Annotated in this window: 20 protein-coding genes; 13 read left to right on the top strand and 7 right to left on the bottom strand. The window is 46.5% G+C overall.

Annotated features, from left to right (window positions below):
- Positions 1–96: 96 nt before the first annotated feature.
- The 13 genes from F569_RS0101075 to F569_RS0101015 all read left to right on the top strand — a co-directional run bounded on the left by F569_RS0101075 (position 97) and on the right by F569_RS0101015 (position 13986).
- Positions 97–1614, top strand: a complete 1518-nt coding sequence (locus F569_RS0101075) for a tryptophan halogenase family protein (protein ID WP_034387016.1) — start codon at positions 97–99, stop codon at positions 1612–1614.
- Between the two features lie 78 nt (positions 1615–1692).
- Entirely contained in the window at positions 1693–2370 is a 678-nt protein-coding gene (locus F569_RS0101070) for a hypothetical protein (protein WP_026940660.1), read from the top strand.
- A 91-nt stretch (positions 2371–2461) separates the two neighbouring features.
- On the top strand, positions 2462–3079 hold the full coding sequence (locus F569_RS0101065; protein WP_026940659.1) for a carbohydrate binding domain-containing protein: 618 nt from the start codon (positions 2462–2464) through the stop codon (positions 3077–3079).
- Positions 3080–3155: 76 nt separating this feature from the next.
- A complete protein-coding gene (locus tag F569_RS0101060; protein ID WP_026940658.1) occupies positions 3156–4394 on the top strand; it encodes a Y-family DNA polymerase in 1239 nt (412 codons plus the stop codon).
- The gene (locus F569_RS0101055; RefSeq protein ID WP_051279063.1) at positions 4391–6556 is read left to right on the top strand and encodes an exonuclease domain-containing protein; all 2166 of its coding nucleotides are present in this window, start codon (positions 4391–4393) and stop codon (positions 6554–6556) included. The genes F569_RS0101060 and F569_RS0101055 overlap by 4 nt, the downstream gene beginning before the upstream one ends.
- Before the next feature lie 63 nt (positions 6557–6619).
- The gene (locus F569_RS15910) at positions 6620–7537 is read left to right on the top strand and encodes a polyprenyl synthetase family protein (RefSeq protein ID WP_051279062.1); all 918 of its coding nucleotides are present in this window, start codon (positions 6620–6622) and stop codon (positions 7535–7537) included.
- A complete protein-coding gene (locus F569_RS15905; RefSeq protein ID WP_051279060.1) occupies positions 7534–8469 on the top strand; it encodes an ABC transporter ATP-binding protein in 936 nt (311 codons plus the stop codon). The genes F569_RS15910 and F569_RS15905 overlap by 4 nt, the downstream gene beginning before the upstream one ends.
- 8 nt (positions 8470–8477) lie before the next feature.
- Entirely contained in the window at positions 8478–9560 is a 1083-nt protein-coding gene (locus F569_RS18620; protein ID WP_162143711.1) for an ABC transporter permease, read from the top strand.
- Positions 9560–10279, top strand: coding sequence for a fatty acid desaturase (locus tag F569_RS0101035; protein WP_026940656.1), 720 nt, complete (start codon positions 9560–9562; stop codon positions 10277–10279). Before F569_RS18620 ends, F569_RS0101035 begins: the two co-directional genes overlap by 1 nt.
- Positions 10276–10731 (top strand): sterol desaturase family protein, encoded by a 456-nt coding sequence (locus F569_RS0101030; RefSeq protein ID WP_026940655.1) that lies wholly within the window; start codon positions 10276–10278, stop codon positions 10729–10731. The genes F569_RS0101035 and F569_RS0101030 overlap by 4 nt, the downstream gene beginning before the upstream one ends.
- Complete coding sequence (gene aat, locus F569_RS15895; protein ID WP_034387013.1) at positions 10728–11333, top strand: leucyl/phenylalanyl-tRNA--protein transferase; 606 nt, start codon at positions 10728–10730, stop codon at positions 11331–11333. The genes F569_RS0101030 and aat overlap by 4 nt, the downstream gene beginning before the upstream one ends.
- Before the next feature lie 21 nt (positions 11334–11354).
- Positions 11355–12710 (top strand): amidohydrolase, encoded by a 1356-nt coding sequence (locus F569_RS0101020; protein ID WP_026940654.1) that lies wholly within the window; start codon positions 11355–11357, stop codon positions 12708–12710.
- A gap of 4 nt (positions 12711–12714) precedes the next feature.
- Positions 12715–13986, top strand: coding sequence for an amidohydrolase family protein (locus F569_RS0101015; protein WP_034387010.1), 1272 nt, complete (start codon positions 12715–12717; stop codon positions 13984–13986).
- Here the strand turns inward: F569_RS0101015 and recO are convergent, their stop codons facing one another.
- The 7 genes from recO to pyrE are packed head-to-tail and all read right to left on the bottom strand — an operon-like array spanning position 13987 to position 18876.
- Complete coding sequence (recO, locus tag F569_RS0101010; RefSeq protein ID WP_026940652.1) at positions 13987–14718, bottom strand: DNA repair protein RecO; 732 nt, start codon at positions 14716–14718, stop codon at positions 13987–13989.
- Positions 14718–15689, bottom strand: coding sequence for a GTPase Era (gene era / locus F569_RS0101005; RefSeq protein ID WP_026940651.1), 972 nt, complete (start codon positions 15687–15689; stop codon positions 14718–14720). The genes recO and era overlap by 1 nt, the downstream gene beginning before the upstream one ends.
- Positions 15686–16375 (bottom strand): ribonuclease III, encoded by a 690-nt coding sequence (gene rnc, locus F569_RS0101000; RefSeq protein WP_026940650.1) that lies wholly within the window; start codon positions 16373–16375, stop codon positions 15686–15688. Before rnc ends, era begins: the two co-directional genes overlap by 4 nt.
- Positions 16372–17133, bottom strand: a complete 762-nt coding sequence (gene lepB, locus F569_RS0100995) for a signal peptidase I (protein ID WP_026940649.1) — start codon at positions 17131–17133, stop codon at positions 16372–16374. Before lepB ends, rnc begins: the two co-directional genes overlap by 4 nt.
- A gap of 2 nt (positions 17134–17135) precedes the next feature.
- Positions 17136–17534 carry a holo-ACP synthase gene (acpS, locus tag F569_RS0100990; protein WP_026940648.1) on the bottom strand — a complete coding sequence of 133 codons (399 nt, stop codon included), beginning with the start codon at positions 17532–17534 and terminating at the stop codon, positions 17136–17138.
- Complete coding sequence (locus F569_RS0100985; RefSeq protein ID WP_026940647.1) at positions 17534–18292, bottom strand: pyridoxine 5'-phosphate synthase; 759 nt, start codon at positions 18290–18292, stop codon at positions 17534–17536. Before F569_RS0100985 ends, acpS begins: the two co-directional genes overlap by 1 nt.
- The gene (gene pyrE, locus F569_RS0100980; RefSeq protein ID WP_026940646.1) at positions 18292–18876 is read right to left on the bottom strand and encodes an orotate phosphoribosyltransferase; all 585 of its coding nucleotides are present in this window, start codon (positions 18874–18876) and stop codon (positions 18292–18294) included. The genes F569_RS0100985 and pyrE overlap by 1 nt, the downstream gene beginning before the upstream one ends.
- Between the last annotated feature and the right edge of the window lie 14 nt (positions 18877–18890).

Genomic DNA, 18890 nt, shown 5'->3' with positions numbered 1-18890 from the left:
TAACGAGATAAAGTGACTATTTATTCATGATGTGACAAAAATGACACAAGCCTTTTCAGAATAAATAGGCAATATGCGATTTAAAGGTTGTAAATTATGGCTGAAATACAAAAAAACGCGCTGCGAAGCATCATAATCGTCGGCGGTGGATCCGCCGGTTGGATGACTGCAGCCGCTCTTTCAAGTCTCTTGTCACCCGAATCAGTCAATATTACTCTCATTGAATCTGAGCAGATCGGAACTGTGGGTGTTGGCGAGGCCACTATTCCCGATATGATCAATTTCAATGCGATGTTGGGGATCAATGAGGCTGAGTTCTTAAAAGCGACGAACGGCACGTTTAAATTAGGCATCGAATTTATTGACTGGGGCCAAAAAGGCGAATCTTACATTCATCCTTTCGGCAATATTGGCGTCGATATGCAAGGAATCGATTTTCACCAATATTGGCTGCACGCTAAATCCGCAGGAAATTCATCCCCGCTTCAGGATTATAGTATGTGTGCTGTAGCCGCTGAGCACGACAAATTTGTTTTACCGGACACCAATCCACGTTCTGTTTTGTCTCATTTGCGTTATGCCTATCATATTGATGCGACGCTTTATGCAAAATTCCTTCGTGATTATGCTGAAAAGCGAGGCGTTAAACGGATAGAAGGAAAAGTAGAAGGTGTATCACTTGAGCCTGAACATGGTAACGTTTCCAGCCTAACCATGGACAACGGAAGTCAGATTGAGGGTGACTTCTTTTTTGATTGTACGGGTTTTAGAGCATTACTTACCGAAAAGGCTTTAAAAGTGCCTTTCACGGATTGGAGTCATTGGCTCCCCTGTGATAGCGCCCAAACGGTCGCGAGTGAGCGGGTCGGTGCATTGCTGCCATATACAAAAGCCACCGCTAAGAACGCAGGTTGGCAGTGGCGTATTCCAACGCAACATAGGACCGGAAACGGTCACATATATTCAAGTAAATTTATGGGTGATAATGAAGCCATTGATATTCTCATGGATGGGCTAGATAGCAAGCCACTCGGTGGGCCTCGTAAAATCAATTTTAAAACAGGATGCCGCGAAACACTTTGGAATAAGAATTGTATCTCCATCGGATTATCGGCGGGCTTCTTGGAGCCTCTTGAGTCCACATCATTGTTCTTAATTCAGATGGGCATTAGCCGTTTTATTACATTATTCCCCACGGCGAATGTGTCTAACGTTGTGCGTGATGAATATAACAAACAAATGCTAAAGGAATTTCATCAAGTCAGGGATTTTATCATCTTGCATTATGCAGCTACTCAGCGTGCTGATAGCCCGTTTTGGAATTATTGTAGAAATATGAGTGTTCCGGAAAGCCTTTCCAGAAAAATCGATCTATTTCGTGAGGCCGGCCGTGTCTTTAGGTATGATGACGAACTTTTCTCGAAAGCTAGCTGGATCGCGGTATGTCTTGGCCAAAACGTTATTCCAAAGGCCATTGACCCTATTGTTTCATCTTTGCCCCATGAGCAGGTTAAGCATAGCCTTGGATCAATGCAAAATGCTATGAAGCGGGCTGTCTATAACATGCCAACCCATGAGGCATTTCTAGAAACATATGGAGCCAAGCCAGTTTAACGATATCCATTGTGGCAGTTCAGAGAATTTCCAAATTAAGTCAAACGCATTAGGTACAGAGCAAAGAGAGTTAGCACGATGAAAACCTTAGCATTATCAGTATTATCCATAAGCCTTGCTTTCTCGGCCCCGGCCTTATCGCAAGGTTCTGAGCCTATCGATGAAATTATTTCACGAGGCACCAATCAAAAAGATCCAGCTATGTCTGCTTGGCACGCGGGAGATTTTGCAAAGGCTGAAATAGAGTTTGACCGAAATGCATTTTGTGCTTTGAGAGCAGAGCGTAATTTTATTTCAGGTGTTGAGACGGCACGTGACAGCTCAATTACTTCTGACCTTGCTGCCGATGCAGTTTCAACACCACAGCCTGTGGGTGGATTAGGAGGAGCCTCAGTGGTTGAGTCTGCGCCACCTCCTATCCCGCAATATAACTCCTCCTCCTTTAAGAACAAAGAATCGGCCACAAAACGAACCTGTGAAGATCGGGGGTTTCAACTTTATATGAAGGGACTTTCCCAGTTAAAACTCGGTAAAATAGTAGAAGCTAAGAAAACTCTATCTCGCGCTGCTAATATGCGTAAAAATCTTTATGATGCGCATTTCAGATTGAGCTTACTTGAGTATCAGGATGGCAACCTTAAAGGGGCTGCAAAGCATCTCAAAAAGCTTAAGAAATTAAAGTCTAGTTATAAATTTGGCGAAGCCAATAAAGAGATTGAAGCTCAAATAGCTTATCTTTCAAGACTTTTAGACTAATATAGGTCTTATATAGAATACTGTAAGTGAAAATTGACAGCGCTGTCTTTTTGCAGTTAAAAATCTTAAAAAAGAACTATGGGAAAAATTAATGTTTGATCGTATTTTTATATCTTTTTCTGCAGTAGCCATTTTATTACTGACTGCAGTTTGTCCTTCACACGCCGATGATGCTGCAATTGAACAAGCCCTAGCGGCATTAGACGCGCAATTGCCTGGTAAGCTTATAAACAATCCTTATGACATTAAGTGGCGTACTGATGGTTCTGATAAAAAAGACGCCGTCGTAAAATCCGAAGGCGCACCTGGCGGGACTGCTTATCAAGTCCGTGTGAAGAAAACTAAAAAGAATCCTTGGGATACTGCAACCCGTATACCAATGACAGAGTCTATTGCGAAAGGTGATGTAATTTTACTTTCTTATTGGGCGCGGGCCGCCAAGCCTCAAAAAGGAAGAGAAACAGGTGACATCAGCGTAAACATCCAGCGCAATATCGAGCCATATGACTCAATATTCGAAGAACGCGTTGCTCTGGGCAAAGAGTGGAAGCTTTATAACGCTACGGGGAAGGCCAAGCGTGATTATGCTGCTGATAAGACCCAACTTAATTTCAATCTCGCGCGGGCAAAGCAAACTGTTCAATTTGGACAATTTTACATAATGAATCTGGGCCCGAACGGTGATGCCAGTAAATATATGGGCGAATAATCTATTCAGCTATTTTGTCGAAATATATCGACAAGCTTAAATGTTCTATATATGTTCGGTTTTATAGAGGACATATATGCAACCACCCTGCTCCATAAATTCGCTTTATATCGACTTTGATGCGTTTTTTGCCAATGTCGAAAAACAGCTGGAACCGAACATTCGCTCAAAGCCAGTGGGCATAACAGCCTTGGGGTCTGAACACTCTGCCCTGATAACGCGGTGCTATATGGCAAAGCGGGCCGGCATTACGCGGGGTATGCGGGTCTCAGAGGCGCGTGAAGCCTGTCCCGATATTGCTATCCGTGTGGCCCGGCCTGATGTTTATGTCGATATTCATAATAAAATTATTCAAGAGATAAACCGGCACATTCCTATCAAAAAGGTCTGGTCTATCGATGAAATGGAATGTGAGCTGATCGGACGGGAACGAGAGCAGGCCTATGAAATCGGCCTCGATGTGCAGCTAGGGTTGCGACGCAATATAGGCGCTTACATCACGCCCTCAATTGGCTTGGCCCCCAACCAATTTTTGGCCAAAGTGGCAGCTGAGCTTGAGAAACCTAATGGGTTTGTTATGCTGCGTAGCGAGGATTTGCCCGGCCCGTTGCTTAGCCTTAACCTCTCAGATCTGCCGGGTATTTCAACCGGGATGGAAAAGCGCCTGAGCGCGGCGGGGATTTTATCTGTCGAGGATTTTTGGAAGATCTCAGCCAAACATGCCCGGGCGATTTGGGGGAATGTTGAGGGCGAGCGTATGTGGGCGCAACTCCACGGCCATAAAATTGAACGCCCCAAGACAACACGCCGTATGTTCGGCCATAGCCGCGTGCTTTCGGGTGAGTTTAAAAACCCAAAACGGGCGATTGATTGCCTACGCCTCCTCACGGTGAAAGCGGCTAATCGCTTGCGCCGGGAAAATTACACAGCTGCAGCTATGTCTGTGTCTTTGCGGGATCAAAACAAACGGCGCTGGACGGGAGAGACTCAATTTCCCTCCTGCCGTGATGATCATAGCCTGTTAAAGCATATGCACAGACTTTATGAGCGCGGGATCTCTGAAATGAGGCCCCGCCAACTGGCAGCAGTCTATGTCATGCTTCACAAAATCGCCTTGCCGAGTGAACGAGGCCGAGATCTTTTCGAGCCGCAAGACACCCGAAATTGGGATAAGCTCACAGATGTCATGGACAGCTATAACCGCAAAGAAAAAAAAGCACTCATCCACCTTGGGCCGCGCTACAAAATTCCAGGAGGATATGCGGGGGCAAAAATCGCGTTCGGCCGTGTTCCTGATGCGGAGGATTTCTTTTGAGACCGCAGAGACAAAAACGCGCCCTGCCTGATTTGCCTCAATATTATTATCACACAAATTTTTGCGAGATGCTGAAGTTTGTTGCAGAGCGCTATGAAGCTGTTGTGCAGGATGAGCAAAAATCATTTTTAAAAGACTTCGCGGCCCTGCCTGTCCCCGCGCAATGTCTTTATGCGAGGTTAGCTGGGCGAAAAGGGGCTGTATTCTCCTTGGAAAAGCTATCCTATGCGGAAATCCCTCACCTTAAAAAACAAGCCACTATTTTACGCGAACTGAATTTTGTCTCAGCAGTTGCACCGGAAAATTACGCTAGCTTTTTAATGTCCCTCTCCAAAACTGAGCTTATTGCCTTTTTGATGAAACATGTTTGCGCAAGTGCTTATAGGGTTTCTTGGAAGAAAGCTGTTTTGGTTGATGCAGCTCTAACGCATATTCCCTACTCCAAAGATATCATAGACCCGCATTACATTGTTCAGTCGCGTCAGGACGCTCTTAATTTTTGTTTATTTCTCTATTTTGGGAAGATCGAGACTAACCTTCAAAATTTCACCATGCGGGATTTGGGACTTATTAAAACGCCTGATTTTAAAGAAGATTATGGCGCGCGTTTTGAGACGTCTCAAGAGGCTCAAGCGGCCTATTTTTATGCAAGTGCATTACATGATTTCAAGCATGGAACAGAGGCTGATATTACGGCTTTGATTGACAGTGTTGATAACTGGCCTGCTCCTATATGTCCTGTGAGCACACACAGCAGAGATAAGCTATTACAAAAGCTTGGCGGCCTTGCCGAACGCCTGGAAGACATCTCAACGGCTTTATCACTATATGAGCGTAGCGATACGCCTTTATGTAATGAGCGCGTTATTCGTATTCGATATAGGCAGGGTGAAAAAGAGTGGAGCGAAAAACGCTTATTAGACCTTATCGACAACCCCGGAAGCGATGAGGAACATAATTTTGCACAGGATTTTTATAGCCGAAAGTTCCAAAAAAAGCGCACAAGTTTGGTTACAGATATTTTGCGCGGCGGTGACAATATAAAGCTTGATGAAGCTTATCGTAATCAACCCGAAGCCGCTGCTAAACGTTACTATGAGGCTAAGGGCCAGACCGTATATCGAACTGAAAATGCAATGTGGCGAATGCTTTTTGGGCTATTATTCTGGGAGGAGCTTTACGGAGACAGCGCGGCAGGTCTCTATAATAGTTTTGAGCGCATTCCAGCACTATTGAAATCAGGTGATTTTTATACCCATTATAAAGATGCAATAGAGCTAAAATTAAAACACCTTTCCAAAGCGAATTTAGTCTTGATAGACTTGCTGAAAGTCATCAGTCGCCATCATAACACACCTAATGGGATTTTCCGGTGGAACGGACGAACAGTTGAGAAAGTAAAAACATTACTTTTTCAAGCTCCACCTGACTCCTTGTCCATTATTATGCGGTTAATGGTTCAGAATTATAACCAGATGAAAGATGGTTTTCCGGATTTAATGTGTGTTGAAAACGGGCATATTCGCTTTGTTGAAATTAAGGCGGAAGGTGACGTTATTCGGCGCAATCAATTGACCCGTATTCAGCAGCTCAGGCAAGCAGGGTTTGAGACACAGATTACGCGTATTGATTGGGTCCTGGATCCGGATCAAATATATGTTGTTGTTGACGTTGAAACAACAGGCGGCAGAGCCGGATTACACCGACTGACAGAGATTGGCGCTGTTAAAGTTCAAAGCGGAAAAGTTATTGGTGAATGGCAAAGCCTGTTAAATCCCCAGCGCTCAATTCCAGCTAATATCACGCGGCTAACCGGGATCACTCAGGACATGGTCAGGGAGGCCCCTCTTTTCCACGAGGTAGCAGATAGTTTTAGGGATTTTATGGGAGACGCTATTTTTGCGGCCCATAATGTGAATTTTGATTACGGGTTTATCGCCTCCGAATATAAACGCTTGGGTCAGAAATTTCGTCATCCCAAAATATGTACCTGCGCGTCCATGCGAAAACTATATTCAGGTTATCGTTCTTATAGTTTGAAAAATCTGTGCCAAGAATTTGAGATAGACCTTACGGGTCATCACCGTGCATTATGTGACGCGAAAGCGGCGGCAGAATTACTCAAGCTCATCAACACAAAGCGTTTAGAGTTGCAGGCGTAAACATTCTGCGCTTTGTCGTGCTATTTTCTTTCCTCAGAGTTATGGCTATGCCAAAACGTAAACATGTCTGTTGAGAATCTAAAGACCATGTCATTAAGGCAATCGCTAGAAAAAGACCTTAGCGGTGCCCGTGCAGCAATAGAAACGCGCTTGTTCAGCATAGTGCCTTCTGCACAAACATGGCCAGCACGTCTTCACGAAGCACAGCGTCATGCGCTTTTGTCCCCAGGAAAGCGTTTCAGGCCCTTACTTTGCGTATTTGTCGCCAAAGGTATCGGGTTCGAAGGAGAAGCAGCTATTGATGTAGGTTGTGTGGCGGAGATGGTGCATGCTGCATCTTTAATTCTGGATGATTTACCCTGTATGGATGATGCCGCGTTGCGGCGAAACCAACCTACAACGCATATCGCCTTTGATGAAAGCACCGCCATCTTAACAGCGACAGCTTTGTTGAACCGCGCATTTGGGGTGTTGTCACGCTTAAAAAATGTTGATGCGGAGAAGCGTATCGAGCTTGTTGACCTGCTATCTTATGCGGTTGGATCCAAAGGCTTGATTGCAGGGCAAATAGCGGATCTGGCTAATAGTGATGCAAATGCTAGCGTTGCTGAAATAGAACGCCTTAATACATTGAAAACAGGTGCTTTATTTGATTTTAGTGTGGAAGGCGCGTCAGTGTTAGCGGGTGCTGAATCGGCTCAACGAGCGGCTTTAAAAGACTTTTCTTATCACTTAGGGCTCGCTTTTCAATTGATGGATGATGTTAAAGATACAGTCATGACCGATAAAGAGGCCGAAAAATCCGTTGGCCGGGATGTGGGTAAGGCCACTATACTGGCGCTGACAGGTTCAGAGGCGGCAATGGAGCGGCTCGGCGCTTATATTGACAGTGCTAAGGCCGCTATAGCCCGGGCTAAGTTGAGTAATGACTTAACGCTCAACGCCGTTTTGGATGCTCAATTCTCATTCCTGACGTCATGACATCAGCATTGCGTGTTTCTGATCTTTCAGTTCGTTACGGCAAACATCATGCCCTTAAGAATATCGATGTAGAAATTGCGTCTGGTGAGCTTATAGGCATTATAGGACCAAATGGAGCTGGAAAAACAAGCTTTATCAAGGCATTATGTGGGCGTGTTAATTACGATGGTTATGTTGAAATTGCGGATGCACGGCTAAAACGCGGGCATGACCGTCAGAAGTTATTGGGCCTCGTTCCGCAAGATATAGGCCTTTATGGCCATATGAGCGCGAGAGAGAATTTAACGGTTTTTGCGAAGATTATGGGTCTACCGAAAACAAGCCGTAAAACGGCTGTAGAGGATGCACTCATAGCCGTTGGCATGAGCGGTAAAGCCAATGATTTGGTGAGTGCGTTATCGGGCGGAATGAAACGCCGTATCAATGTAGCCGCGGCGATAATGCACAACCCAACAGTCATTATTTTCGACGAGCCTACGGCGGGCGTTGATGTCCCTGCCCGCGACACACTCCACAGGCTGGCCAGAAAACTTGCTGAGAGAGGCATTGCCGTTTTATTAGTCACACATGAGCTAGAGCAAGCGGAAGCGCTTTGCGATAAGGTTCTGATTTTATGTGATGGCGCTAAATTGGACTTTGATACGCCGCCGCGTATCTTAAGCCGAAATTTTGCGGGCATGCGCGAGGTCATGGTGCGCTATGCCTCTCCGCCTGAGGCTGAAGTGGTAAAGTCCATGAAACCTTTTGAATTTAGTCAAGGCGAGCTTCCGACCATATGGACTGCTATGACACAAGCGAGCGAAGTGTCATTCGTTTCTGCTTTTATGACTGCTTTAAAAAACCGAAATGATCTAGTCAGAGAAGTCAGCGTGAGGCGGCCTGGCTTGACGTCCTTGATGCACCGTATTGAGCAAACAGGAACATGCCAATGATTTCGGCCATGTTCAAAATTATGTGGCTGAGATTATGGCGTGATAAAGGTGCCCTCGTTCTAGCCTTTATCTTACCCGGTTTTATTTTCGCAATATTTGCTGCGATATTTTCCAATGCGTCGGGCGGTTCATTGGATTTGCGCGTATCAATGGCGCTCACCAGTGACGCGCCTGCGAGTATTATGCTGGCGAAAAATATTGAGGACAAAGCCACATTCACGCTTAGCACGAATGATGACTGGAACGCAGAGTCCGTTCGCGAGCGGGTCAGATTAGGGCAAGATGATGTCGGTTTTATTATTGCGGGTGATATCTCACAACCTGGGCTTAAATCGATTGCCATTATAAAAGATCCAAGCCGAGAGGTGGCCGCCACAGTCTTAATGGGACAGCTTCGTCAAATCATGGCGGAAGGCGCTCAAGTTAATTCGCCTGAAGTTTTTACGGAAGTTTCCGCCATGCCTGAGACGCAAAACGATAATGTTACAGATCAATCTGTGACCTATTATATCGGAGCAACAGCGATACTTTTTTTACTTTTTTCAGCAATGCAAGGCGCCGCCATTTCGCTTGATGAGCGCAAGAACGGTATTTCTGACAGACTTCTAGTGGGACCATCCGGTGCATTCGCTATGCTGACGGGGAAGTTCTTATTTCTTACACTCATCGGCACGATACAGGCCGCGATCATCGTTGCGGTTGGTCATGTGGCTTTTGGCGTGTCTGTTATGGAACATTTGCCGTCATTAGCCCTCGCCTGCATGGGTTCAGCGGCTTTGGCCTCTGCCATTGCGGTGCTAGTCGCAAGCCTGTCGGGGAGCTCAGCGCAAATGAATACGGTCTCGACATTTATCGTGCTTTTATTTTCAGCCATTGGCGGATCTATGGTCCCGCGCTTTATGATGCCGGACTGGTTACAAAGCTTAGGACGGTTCACGCCTAATCATTGGAGCATAGAAGCTTTCTACGGCATTTTGGCACGGGGACAAACGGCGTTTGATCTCTTACATGTATGGGGAATTTTATTTGGCCTGGCTGCTGTGATATTGTTACTCGCAGCCTTGATTTCGCACCGTATGATGAGAGTTTGATGGAAGAGACGATACCAAAACCGAACTTAGCGATTGGATTGCTTTACGCAATTTTAGTCGTTGGCAGTTGGGCTATTGTGCATATCTATAGCGTCTTTTTCCATTCTCTTAGCGCCCCGTTTTGGCAAACAATAGTCCTTATAGCCGTGCAATGCTGGTTATATGCCGGAATGTTTATAGTCGCCCATGACACGATGCATGGCACGTTGGTTCCGGATAATGAAAAAGCCAATGCTGTGATAGGCAAGGCTATCATGTTCGTCTATGCGGGCTTTGATTGGAGCTATATGCGCACCGCCCATCATGCCCATCATGATTATCCCGGCACAGTGGATGACCCTGACTTTAATGCAAATAACCCTAACTCTTTCTGGCCATGGTATCTGAAGTTTTTCAGAGAGTATTTCGGATTGCGGCAATTCCTAATATTGGTTGGCTTCACGATGGCTTATATATTCGTGTTTGGTGCCTCATATCTCAACACAATTATTATGTGGGCGGTTCCGGCTATTCTGTCCTCGGTCCAGCTTTTCTATTTTGGAACCTATCTTACGCATCGCCATTCAGAGGCTTTCCCGGATCATCACAACGCGCGCACGAATGATTTTCCGAAATGGCTGTCACTTTTGACTTGTTTTCATTTTGGGTATCATCATGAACATCACCTCTACCCACATGAGCCTTGGTGGCGATTACCCGCCCGAAAGTTTGGCTCATGATTGCGAATATTCTGATAGTTGTCGCCAGTATTGTCGGCATGGAAGTTTTCGCGCTCTATTTTCATAAATACTTTATGCATGGCAGAGGCTGGAATTGGCATGAAAGTCACCATATTCATACAAAAGGTTATTTTGAGAAAAATGATCTCTATGCTGTTTGTTTTAGCATTATCGCCGCCGCATTGTTTATTTCGGGTTCGCTATGGTGGGAACCTCTTTGGTATGTTGCCTTAGGCTTCACACTTTATGGAATTCTCTACGCCTTTGTGCATGACGGCCTAGTCCATCAACGCTGGCCCTTTAATTACACACCTAAGAAGGGATATTTATTCCGTCTCGTCCTTGCCCATAGACTGCACCACCACACGACAGAAAGAGATGGTGCTGTGTCCTTTGGGTTTCTTTACGCAGAACCGCCGGAAAGACTTAAAGCCGAGCTAAAGTCTAAATGAAGCAATTCGGGCCTGAGGAATTGTTGGATTGCTATCGCCGCGGCGTGTTCCCGATGGCTGACAACCGGGACGACCCCAACGTATATTTACTGGACCCTGACCACCGCGGTATAATTCCACTCGATAAGTTGCACGTTTCAAAGTCTCTAAAGAAATTTATCCGAAACATGTCCTTTAGCGTCACTTTTGATAAGGCGTTTCCGCAAGTGATTGAAAAATGCGCCGAAGCGGCTCCCGGAAGAGAAAATACATGGATTAATGACGGTATCGAATTTCTTTATGGCCGCCTTCACGATATGGGGAATGCCCATTCAGTCGAAGTCTGGCAAGATAACATATTAGTCGGCGGCCTATACGGCGTCTCTATCGGAGGTGCATTCTTTGGTGAAAGTATGTTTTCACGTGCCACCAATGCCAGCAAAATTGCCCTCGTCTATCTAGTCGAGCGGCTCTTGCAAGGCGGTTATATACTGCTCGATACGCAATTTATTACAGACCATTTGAGAACCATGGGGGCTATAGAGATTTCTCGTATGGAATATCACGCACTGTTAACAGATGCACTTTTGGTTAAAGCAAGCTTTCATCTTGCGCCTAATTAAGAACCGTGATTATTTGCGGCCATGACAAAAACACTACGCATGGCCCTCTTAGGCGCAACCTCTTTCGCATTGCTCGCTGCATGCGGAGATAAAACTGAAACCACGACACAAACCAAGGAGGAAAAGGGCCCTGCTTTTGCCAGCACATATACACCGCAACCATCGGAAACGACTTTAATTACGAATGCTCATATTATTGACGGTACAGGCCGAGACATAGAGAGTGGCTCGATCCTGCTGACCGATGGTAAAATTACAGCCATTGGAGTGGATGTGAATCTAGAAGCCGCCGTGACCATTGATGCCGGCGGAAAATATGTCACGCCGGGGATTATAGATATCCATTCCCACCTTGGAAATTATCCTACACCTTCTGTAAGTGCACATGGTGATGGGAATGAAGTGACGTCTCCGGTCACATCGGAAGTCTATGCAGAGCATGGCGTTTGGCCTCAAGATCCAGGTTTTGATGAAGCCTTGCAAGGCGGCGTAACAACCCTGCATATCCTTCCGGGCTCGGCAAATTTATTTGGCGGACGTGGCGTGACACTTCGCAACATCCCGGCGCGCACCGTCCAAGAAATGAAATTTCCCGAAGCGCCTTATACGCTTAAAATGGCTTGCGGCGAGAACCCTAAACGCGTCTATGGCAATAAGGGTGGCCCAGGATCCAGAATGGGGAATGTCGCCGGCTATCGGAAAAACTGGATTAAAGCTCAAGCCTATAAGAAAAAGCGAGACAATGCCGGTGATGACTTTCAGCGTGACTTACAACTTGAAACCTTAGCAGATGTGCTGGACGGAAAGATACTTGTTCAAATGCATTGCTACCGTGCCGACGAAATGGTGCAAATTCTCGATCTTGCAAAAGAGTTTGATTACAAGGTTACAACGTTTCACCATGCTGTAGAGGCTTACAAAATTGGGGACTACCTTAAAGAAAATGATACATGCGCCGCAATGTGGGCGGATTGGTATGGCTTCAAAATGGAAAGCTATGACGGCATTTTAGAAAATGTGCCCTTCGTTCACGCCGCAGGAGCTTGCGCCATGATTCATTCAGATGATGAGCAAGGTATCCAGCGACTCAATCAAGAAGTGGCTAAAACATGGGCTCACGGAAACCGGGCGGGCCTTAATATTTCAAAAGCAGAAGCTTGGAAATGGCTGAGCACTAATCCTGCCAAAGCGTTGGGTATCTTAGACGAGACCGGAACCTTAGAAGTTGGAAAACGTGCTGATATCGTGATGTGGTCTGCGGATCCTTTCACGACATATGCAAGACCCGAGAAAGTCTTTTTGGACGGTGCTCTGCTGTTTGACAAAGAAAGCGGATTAAAGCCGAAAAGTGACTTCCGCTTAGGGTTTGGAGGATAAAATCATGACAGTCTTTAAAGCACTTACAGCCGCCCTGCTATTTTCATCAGCCGTAAACATTGCGAACGCTCAAGATTTTTTCATCTCTAACGCCAAGCTTGTGACGAATACATCTCAGAATCCTATGGAGAATGCAGACATCATCATTCGAGGCGGGAAAATTGCGCAAATGGGTGTCGGTCTCTCTGCGCCGCAAACCGCTGAAATTATTGAAGCGAATGGGAACTGGGTGACCCCGGGATTGTTCGCCCCATTTTCACGGCTTGGACTTATGGATATTGGCGGAGAAGACGTCACGAATGATACGGGCTCCGAAGGCTCCCATACATCCGTGAGTGAGCTTGCAAGTGACAGCTTTAACCCAAAGGCGGTATTTGTGGCCAATACGCGCCGTTTGGGGGTTACTCATGCTGTTATTTCTCCGAGTGCGGTGGGTGATAGCATTTTTGGCGGAACGGGCGCAGTCATAAACCTGAGCGGCGATTATGACTCTGTCGAGACTCCCCGTGCCTTTGTATTTGTACAGTTGGGTGAGAGCGGAACGCGGCGTGCAGGCGGGTCGCGGGCGGCAGCGCTTCAACAACTTCGTTCGGCACTCAAGGATGCTTTGGCCTTTCCAGGGCGCTATTCAGGTCCGGAAGATGGTGATGCTCTTTCTCGCCAAGATGCAAGTGCATTTGTTGGTGCGGCGCGTGGTCAAATGCCTCTTATGATATCGGCTAACCGAGCGATGGACATGCTGAATATTATTGCGCTTAAAGATGATTTTAAAAATCTCGATATTATCATTTTAGGCGCAGTAGAGGCTTGGCAAATTGCAGATGAGCTTGCGGCGGCTGATATTAAAGTGATGATTGACCCTCATCAAAATTTGCCTAGCAGTTTTGAATCTGTAGGCGCCAGACTCGATAATGTTATCATTCTTGACGAAGCAGGTGTAGATTATGCGATTACCAATGCCTCTGCTTTGGGCATTCAACGTCCGGCGACATTGGCGCAACACGCTGGTAATGCTGTCGGAAACGGCCTGGAGTGGAACAAAGCGTTTGCTGCAATCACATCAACACCAGCCAAATGGTTCGGACAAAATGGAACTATTTCTAATGGTGATGATGCCAGTCTTGTCGTCTGGGACGGAGACCCGCTTAACGTGACGTCTGCGCCAATACATATGTTGATTAACGGAGAGCGACAAAGCCTGGAATCTCGACAAACAGCTTTGAGAGATAGGTATAATCCGACTTCGGAGGATAAGCGGCTTCATAAATACCGCTAATTAGCGGCTATAGCCTTCTGTACTGAGCCGTTCAATCATTCGCGCACGTGAATCGGGAAGTGTTTTATTCACGCCCCACTGCACCCGGGTTTCTAGAAAATATCCTGTTAAGACCATTCCAGCCTTAACGTCTTCTGGTGTTACATAAGGCTGTCCCTGCAAGAAAAGCGGAAGGACCAATAATTTGTCTTTATATGGCTCGGCCGCACTGGCGCTAACGGCTCGCCCTGACCTTGGAGAGACATGGGTAAGGTTATCATTAGACCCCGTAGCGGCGCAGCTTTTCAGATCAAGCCCATATCCCATGGCTGTTAAAAGACCAGCTTCCCAACGGACATAAAGGGCCGGCCAGATATCTGGGTCATGAAGGTTCATGAGCAGGATCTGGAAGGCATCATAGACTTCGGGATGAGGCTCGCGTTCCGGTAGGCATTCTCTCGCAATGGCGCACATCGCGTTTAAACCGGCCAAAGACAAGCGGTCTTCCATGAGTTCTGCTGCGCGCGCAGAAAGCGGCTCAACCGTAAAGCTGCCCAAATGTTCCGACAAGCGACCCCGCCACTGAAGTTTTACTTTATTACCAGGTTGGAGAACTGGACGGCTCTTTCGGCTAACTCCGCCCCGAACCAAACCCAGGTGACGCCCCTTATCAGGCGTAAAAACATCAATAATTGCAGAGGTTTCGCCGTGTTTCCTAACAGATAATATATAACCTTCGGACACCCATTCCATCAGACATCAAATTCCAACCCGCTTTCTGCATAGCGTGCTTTATCATTTTGCCAGTTATCGCGAACTTTCACGAAAAGAAATAGGTGAACCTTACGGCCAAGCCAATCCTGCATGTCTCGCCTTGCAGCCGCGCCAATATCTTTTATCGTTTTTCCACCTTTTCCTAATACAATAGGTTTTTGGCTATCACGGCGAACATAGATGACTTGGTCAATGCGGATGTCGCCGTTCTTTTGCTGCTTCCATTTTTCAGTCTCAACAGTCGAAGCATAAGGTAGCTCGTCATGTAGTCTTAAGAAGATTTTTTCTCGCGTAATTTCAGCGGCCATAAGGCGGGAGGGAATATCAGCCGCTTGATCTTCAGGGTACAGATAAGGCCCCTCAGGCATCGCATTTGCAAGCGTTGCTGCAAGCTTATCCACGCCATCCATATTCAGCGCAGAAATCATAAAGATTTCCTCATAGATATCTAATGCACTAAATTCTGCAATTTGTGCCAATAGAACATCATGGGGTATTTCGTCGATTTTATTCAGCGCGAGAAAGACTTTTCCACGCTCTCGTTTTTTCAGGCCTTCAGAGACTCTCTGTGTGTCCGAAACAGATAAGCGGTCTTGAGACGTGCCTTCCCCATTTTTATGGCGATGATAGGCAGGGGCGTCTACGACGTGAACAATCGCTTCCGACTCATTAACGCCTGTCCAGGCGGCATGAACCATGGATTTCGCCAATCGGTCTGACTCTTTGGCCGAGAATATGCCCGGCGTATCAACCAATACGACTTGGGCGTCTGCCCCATTTTTAAGTGGCAACATGGCAATACCGCGTATCTGAAAGCGCGTTGTTTGAACCTTGTGTGTGACAATGGAGACTTTTTCGCCGACCAAGGCATTGGTCAGCGTTGACTTGCCTGCATTAGGTGCGCCGATAATGGCGGCAAAACCTGCGCGTGTTTGGGGGGCAGAACTCATGACGGCCACTCTTCTAATAGGTGTATTGCGGCAAATCTTTCGGCGTCTTTTTTAGACTTGCCTGTACCCGTCGCGCGGCCCACGCCTTCGACCTCTACTTGAATGACAAATAGCGGTTTGTGGTCCGGTCCCGTACGGTTAAGCGTGGTATATATAGGTAAGCATTTATTTGCCACTGAGGCTTTTTCTTGCAGAGCAGTTTTAGGGTCCTTCATGGATTTATGGGTAACGGCCTCTATATCCTCTTTCCAATGGACATCGTAAAAAGACTGAGCAGCTGAAAAGCCGCCATCGATATATATAGCCCCTATGATAGCTTCACAGGCATCGCCCAATATTGAGTTCTTATCGCGTCCACCTTGCCGCTCTTCTGAAGGCGATAAAAGTAACGCCTCGCCTATTCCAATACGTTGCGAGATTCGTGCGCATGTTTCTTTCCTCACAAGGGCATTAAGCCTGCGGGCCAAGGTGCCCTCTTTTTCCGTGCTTAGAAAAAAGAGCTTTTCAGCTGTCATAAGGCCAAGAACTCTGTCGCCCAAAAATTCAAGCCTCTCATAATCTGGTGTTTTCCGGCGGCCATCCCCAAAGGAACTATGTGTTAAAGCTCGAAGGGCAAGTTCTTTATCTTTAAACACGTAGCCCATACGGTTTTCAAGCACACTTAATCTGCGATATTCGGGCTTCATTTGATACCCTTGAAAAAGCGGTCGCCTCGCATGTTCGCCCACGTCCAAGGTTTAAACAGCGCGAAATCATCATCGACTGATAGCAGAACAAATTCTGCTTTGCCCATGAGGTTTTCAGTCGGAATAAATCCAGCCCCACCTTTTATCACAGGTACCCGGCTATCGAATGAATTGTCACGATTATCACCCATCATAAAGTAATGGTTTGATGGCACTGTAAAAACGGATGTATTATCGAGCGGGTTATTCTTTTGAGTATCAAAAACGATATGTCCATTTTCAGTGCCAAATGTTTCACGCCAAGCTTCTGCGATACTGTCCTTACCAAATTGATTACTGTAAGTTTCTTCTCCGATAAGTTCAGTTTTGATAGCTTCTCCATTTACAAACAATCGCCCTTTTTGAACCTGTAATTGATCACCTGGTAGCCCAACGAGGCGTTTGATAAAGTTTTTATCGTCTCCTTCTGGCCTAAAAACAATGACATCACCGCGGTTTGGCTCGCGTTCAAAAAGCCGTCCTTTCTTCACCGGAAAAGGAAGCGGCGCGGCAGCGTATTTACCGTAACCCAGAGAATATTTTGTCGTAATAATATAATCGCCCTTCATGAGTCCTGGCAGCATTGACCCTGAGGGAATATGGAAAGGTTGAAAAAGAAATGTGCGCAATACAATGGCAATGCCTAAAGCCCAAATTACAGTGCTAAGCGTTTCCAGCACCGGGTTAGCCGGTTTTTTAGCTTTTTTGTTTTTAGCCATGACTAATCTGACCGTGCTTCAATCATTGCATAGGCAACAGCATAGGGATGATCATCGGATAAGCTAAGATGCACGTAAGCCTTATAACCATTTGGAGTTTTTGCTTCGAGGCGATCTTGTGCTCCGCGATATAATAGGGCCTGCGGCCGCCCTGAAGGATCATTTTTAACTTCCACATCAAGCCAAGACAGAGCCCCTGAAGATGATGTCGCCAAGGCTTTTGCTACAGCTTCTTTGGCTGCAAATCGCTTGGCGTAATATGATGCTTTGCCGGATTTGCTTTCGCAATAATCCTGTTCATTTTGCGTGAAAGTCTTGTCAATGAAACGCTGTCCAAATTTATCAATGGATTTTTCTATGCGGCTTATGTCGCAAATATCTGTTCCGATGCCTAATATCATTAGCCGTATCTAGCCTGTGTTGCGAGTCGATGCATCTCTTTTATTGCAGGCTCGAGCCCCATAAAAATTGCTTCACCGATTATGAAATGTCCAATGTTAAGCTCCATCCCTTCAGGGATAGCCGCAATTGGGCCGACATTATCAAAAGTAAGCCCATGTCCGAAATGAACCTCAAGCCCGAGTTTATCGGCCTGATGGGCCCCCTCTTGAAGAGCTTTTAAAATTTTATCCGCCTTGTCTTGATCGCCATCCTCTAAGGCATGAGCGTAAGCACCCGTATGAAATTCAACAACTTTGGCATCAGTTTTTGCCGCAACCTCAATTTGATGCGCCGCAGCTTCTATAAAAAGTGAAACTCGTGAACCATTTTCATTTAACGCCGCTATGATCGGAACAAGACGGTTATGTTGGCCGGCGACGTCAAGGCCGCCTTCAGTTGTGCGCTCCTCACGGCGTTCGGGAACTATACATACGGCCTTTGGTTTCAGTTTAAGCGCAATATCAAGCATTTCTTCAGTGGCGGCCATTTCCATATTGAGCGGTATGTTTTCGCTCTCGCAAAGCTTCTGAAGCCTTTCCATATCATCATCGCGCATGTGCCGTCGATCTTCCCGTAGATGAGCTGTAATACCGTCGGCTCCGGCCTGTATTGCGGCCCAAGCCCCTGCCACGGGGTCGGGATGCTCACCTCCCCTTGCATTGCGCACGGTGGCGATATGATCGATATTTACCCCTAGCCGGGGTAGCGGCTTTTGCATCACTTAAGCCCTCGGCTACCCGGTTTGATAGCGGGAATATTCTGTAGCTCGGCTGGTAAATCGTGAGGATCATAATCCGGAAATTTACGCGATGCGAGGCTGACCAAAGGAACACCAATATCTGCCGACCCGTTAGATCTGTCAAAAATACAGGCTCCCGCAATGACTGTAGCGCCTGTTTTATTCATCGCCGCGATGCATTCTCTGGATGACAGACCTGTAGTCACGATATCTTCGACCATCAGCACTTTCTGTCCGGGTTCTAAGGAAAATCCGCGGCGAAGGCAGAACTCCCCGTCCTCGCGTTCCACAAAAAGCGATTCTAAACCCATATGGCGCGCTGTTTCATATCCGGGAATAACGCCGCCCATTGCAGGGGCGACAATGATATCCGGCTGAATATCTAATGTTGTTTTAACTTTCTCTGCCAAGGCTTTGCAAAGTTTTGATGTCAAAACGGGGTTCTTAAAAATAAGGGCCTTCTGTAGAAATACAGAACTCCGCCGTCCAGAGGAGAGTATAAAGTGTCCTTCTAATAAAGCTCCCGCTTCGCGGAAGACATCCAACACGTGATCAGTATTCATTCCAAAGTCCTATA

Source organism: Hellea balneolensis DSM 19091 (assembly GCF_000428525.1).
GTDB lineage: Bacteria > Pseudomonadota > Alphaproteobacteria > Caulobacterales > Maricaulaceae > Hellea > Hellea balneolensis.
Note: the sequence above shows the minus strand (reverse complement) of the source record. Positions and strands in the feature narration are given on the sequence as shown.

What these genes read in the sequence shown, in the direction of transcription:
- F569_RS0100985 (WP_026940647.1), bottom strand. Translation starts at nt 18,292, where the DNA reads ATGCAAAAGCCGCTACCCCGGCTAGGGGTAAATATCGATCATATCGCC.
- pyrE (WP_026940646.1), bottom strand. Translation starts at nt 18,876, where the DNA reads ATGAATACTGATCACGTGTTGGATGTCTTCCGCGAAGCGGGAGCTTTA.
- F569_RS0101035 (WP_026940656.1), top strand. Translation starts at nt 9,560, where the DNA reads ATGGAAGAGACGATACCAAAACCGAACTTAGCGATTGGATTGCTTTAC.
- era (WP_026940651.1), bottom strand. Translation starts at nt 15,689, where the DNA reads ATGAGTTCTGCCCCCCAAACACGCGCAGGTTTTGCCGCCATTATCGGC.
- lepB (WP_026940649.1), bottom strand. Translation starts at nt 17,133, where the DNA reads ATGGCTAAAAACAAAAAAGCTAAAAAACCGGCTAACCCGGTGCTGGAA.
- F569_RS18620 (WP_162143711.1), top strand. Translation starts at nt 8,478, where the DNA reads ATGTTCAAAATTATGTGGCTGAGATTATGGCGTGATAAAGGTGCCCTC.
- F569_RS0101070 (WP_026940660.1), top strand. Translation starts at nt 1,693, where the DNA reads ATGAAAACCTTAGCATTATCAGTATTATCCATAAGCCTTGCTTTCTCG.
- F569_RS0101060 (WP_026940658.1), top strand. Translation starts at nt 3,156, where the DNA reads ATGCAACCACCCTGCTCCATAAATTCGCTTTATATCGACTTTGATGCG.
- F569_RS15910 (WP_051279062.1), top strand. Translation starts at nt 6,620, where the DNA reads ATGTCTGTTGAGAATCTAAAGACCATGTCATTAAGGCAATCGCTAGAA.
- rnc (WP_026940650.1), bottom strand. Translation starts at nt 16,375, where the DNA reads ATGAAGCCCGAATATCGCAGATTAAGTGTGCTTGAAAACCGTATGGGC.
- F569_RS0101030 (WP_026940655.1), top strand. Translation starts at nt 10,276, where the DNA reads ATGATTGCGAATATTCTGATAGTTGTCGCCAGTATTGTCGGCATGGAA.
- aat (WP_034387013.1), top strand. Translation starts at nt 10,728, where the DNA reads ATGAAGCAATTCGGGCCTGAGGAATTGTTGGATTGCTATCGCCGCGGC.
- recO (WP_026940652.1), bottom strand. Translation starts at nt 14,718, where the DNA reads ATGGAATGGGTGTCCGAAGGTTATATATTATCTGTTAGGAAACACGGC.
- F569_RS0101020 (WP_026940654.1), top strand. Translation starts at nt 11,355, where the DNA reads ATGACAAAAACACTACGCATGGCCCTCTTAGGCGCAACCTCTTTCGCA.
- F569_RS0101015 (WP_034387010.1), top strand. Translation starts at nt 12,715, where the DNA reads ATGACAGTCTTTAAAGCACTTACAGCCGCCCTGCTATTTTCATCAGCC.
- F569_RS0101075 (WP_034387016.1), top strand. Translation starts at nt 97, where the DNA reads ATGGCTGAAATACAAAAAAACGCGCTGCGAAGCATCATAATCGTCGGC.
- F569_RS15905 (WP_051279060.1), top strand. Translation starts at nt 7,534, where the DNA reads ATGACATCAGCATTGCGTGTTTCTGATCTTTCAGTTCGTTACGGCAAA.
- F569_RS0101065 (WP_026940659.1), top strand. Translation starts at nt 2,462, where the DNA reads ATGTTTGATCGTATTTTTATATCTTTTTCTGCAGTAGCCATTTTATTA.
- acpS (WP_026940648.1), bottom strand. Translation starts at nt 17,534, where the DNA reads ATGATATTAGGCATCGGAACAGATATTTGCGACATAAGCCGCATAGAA.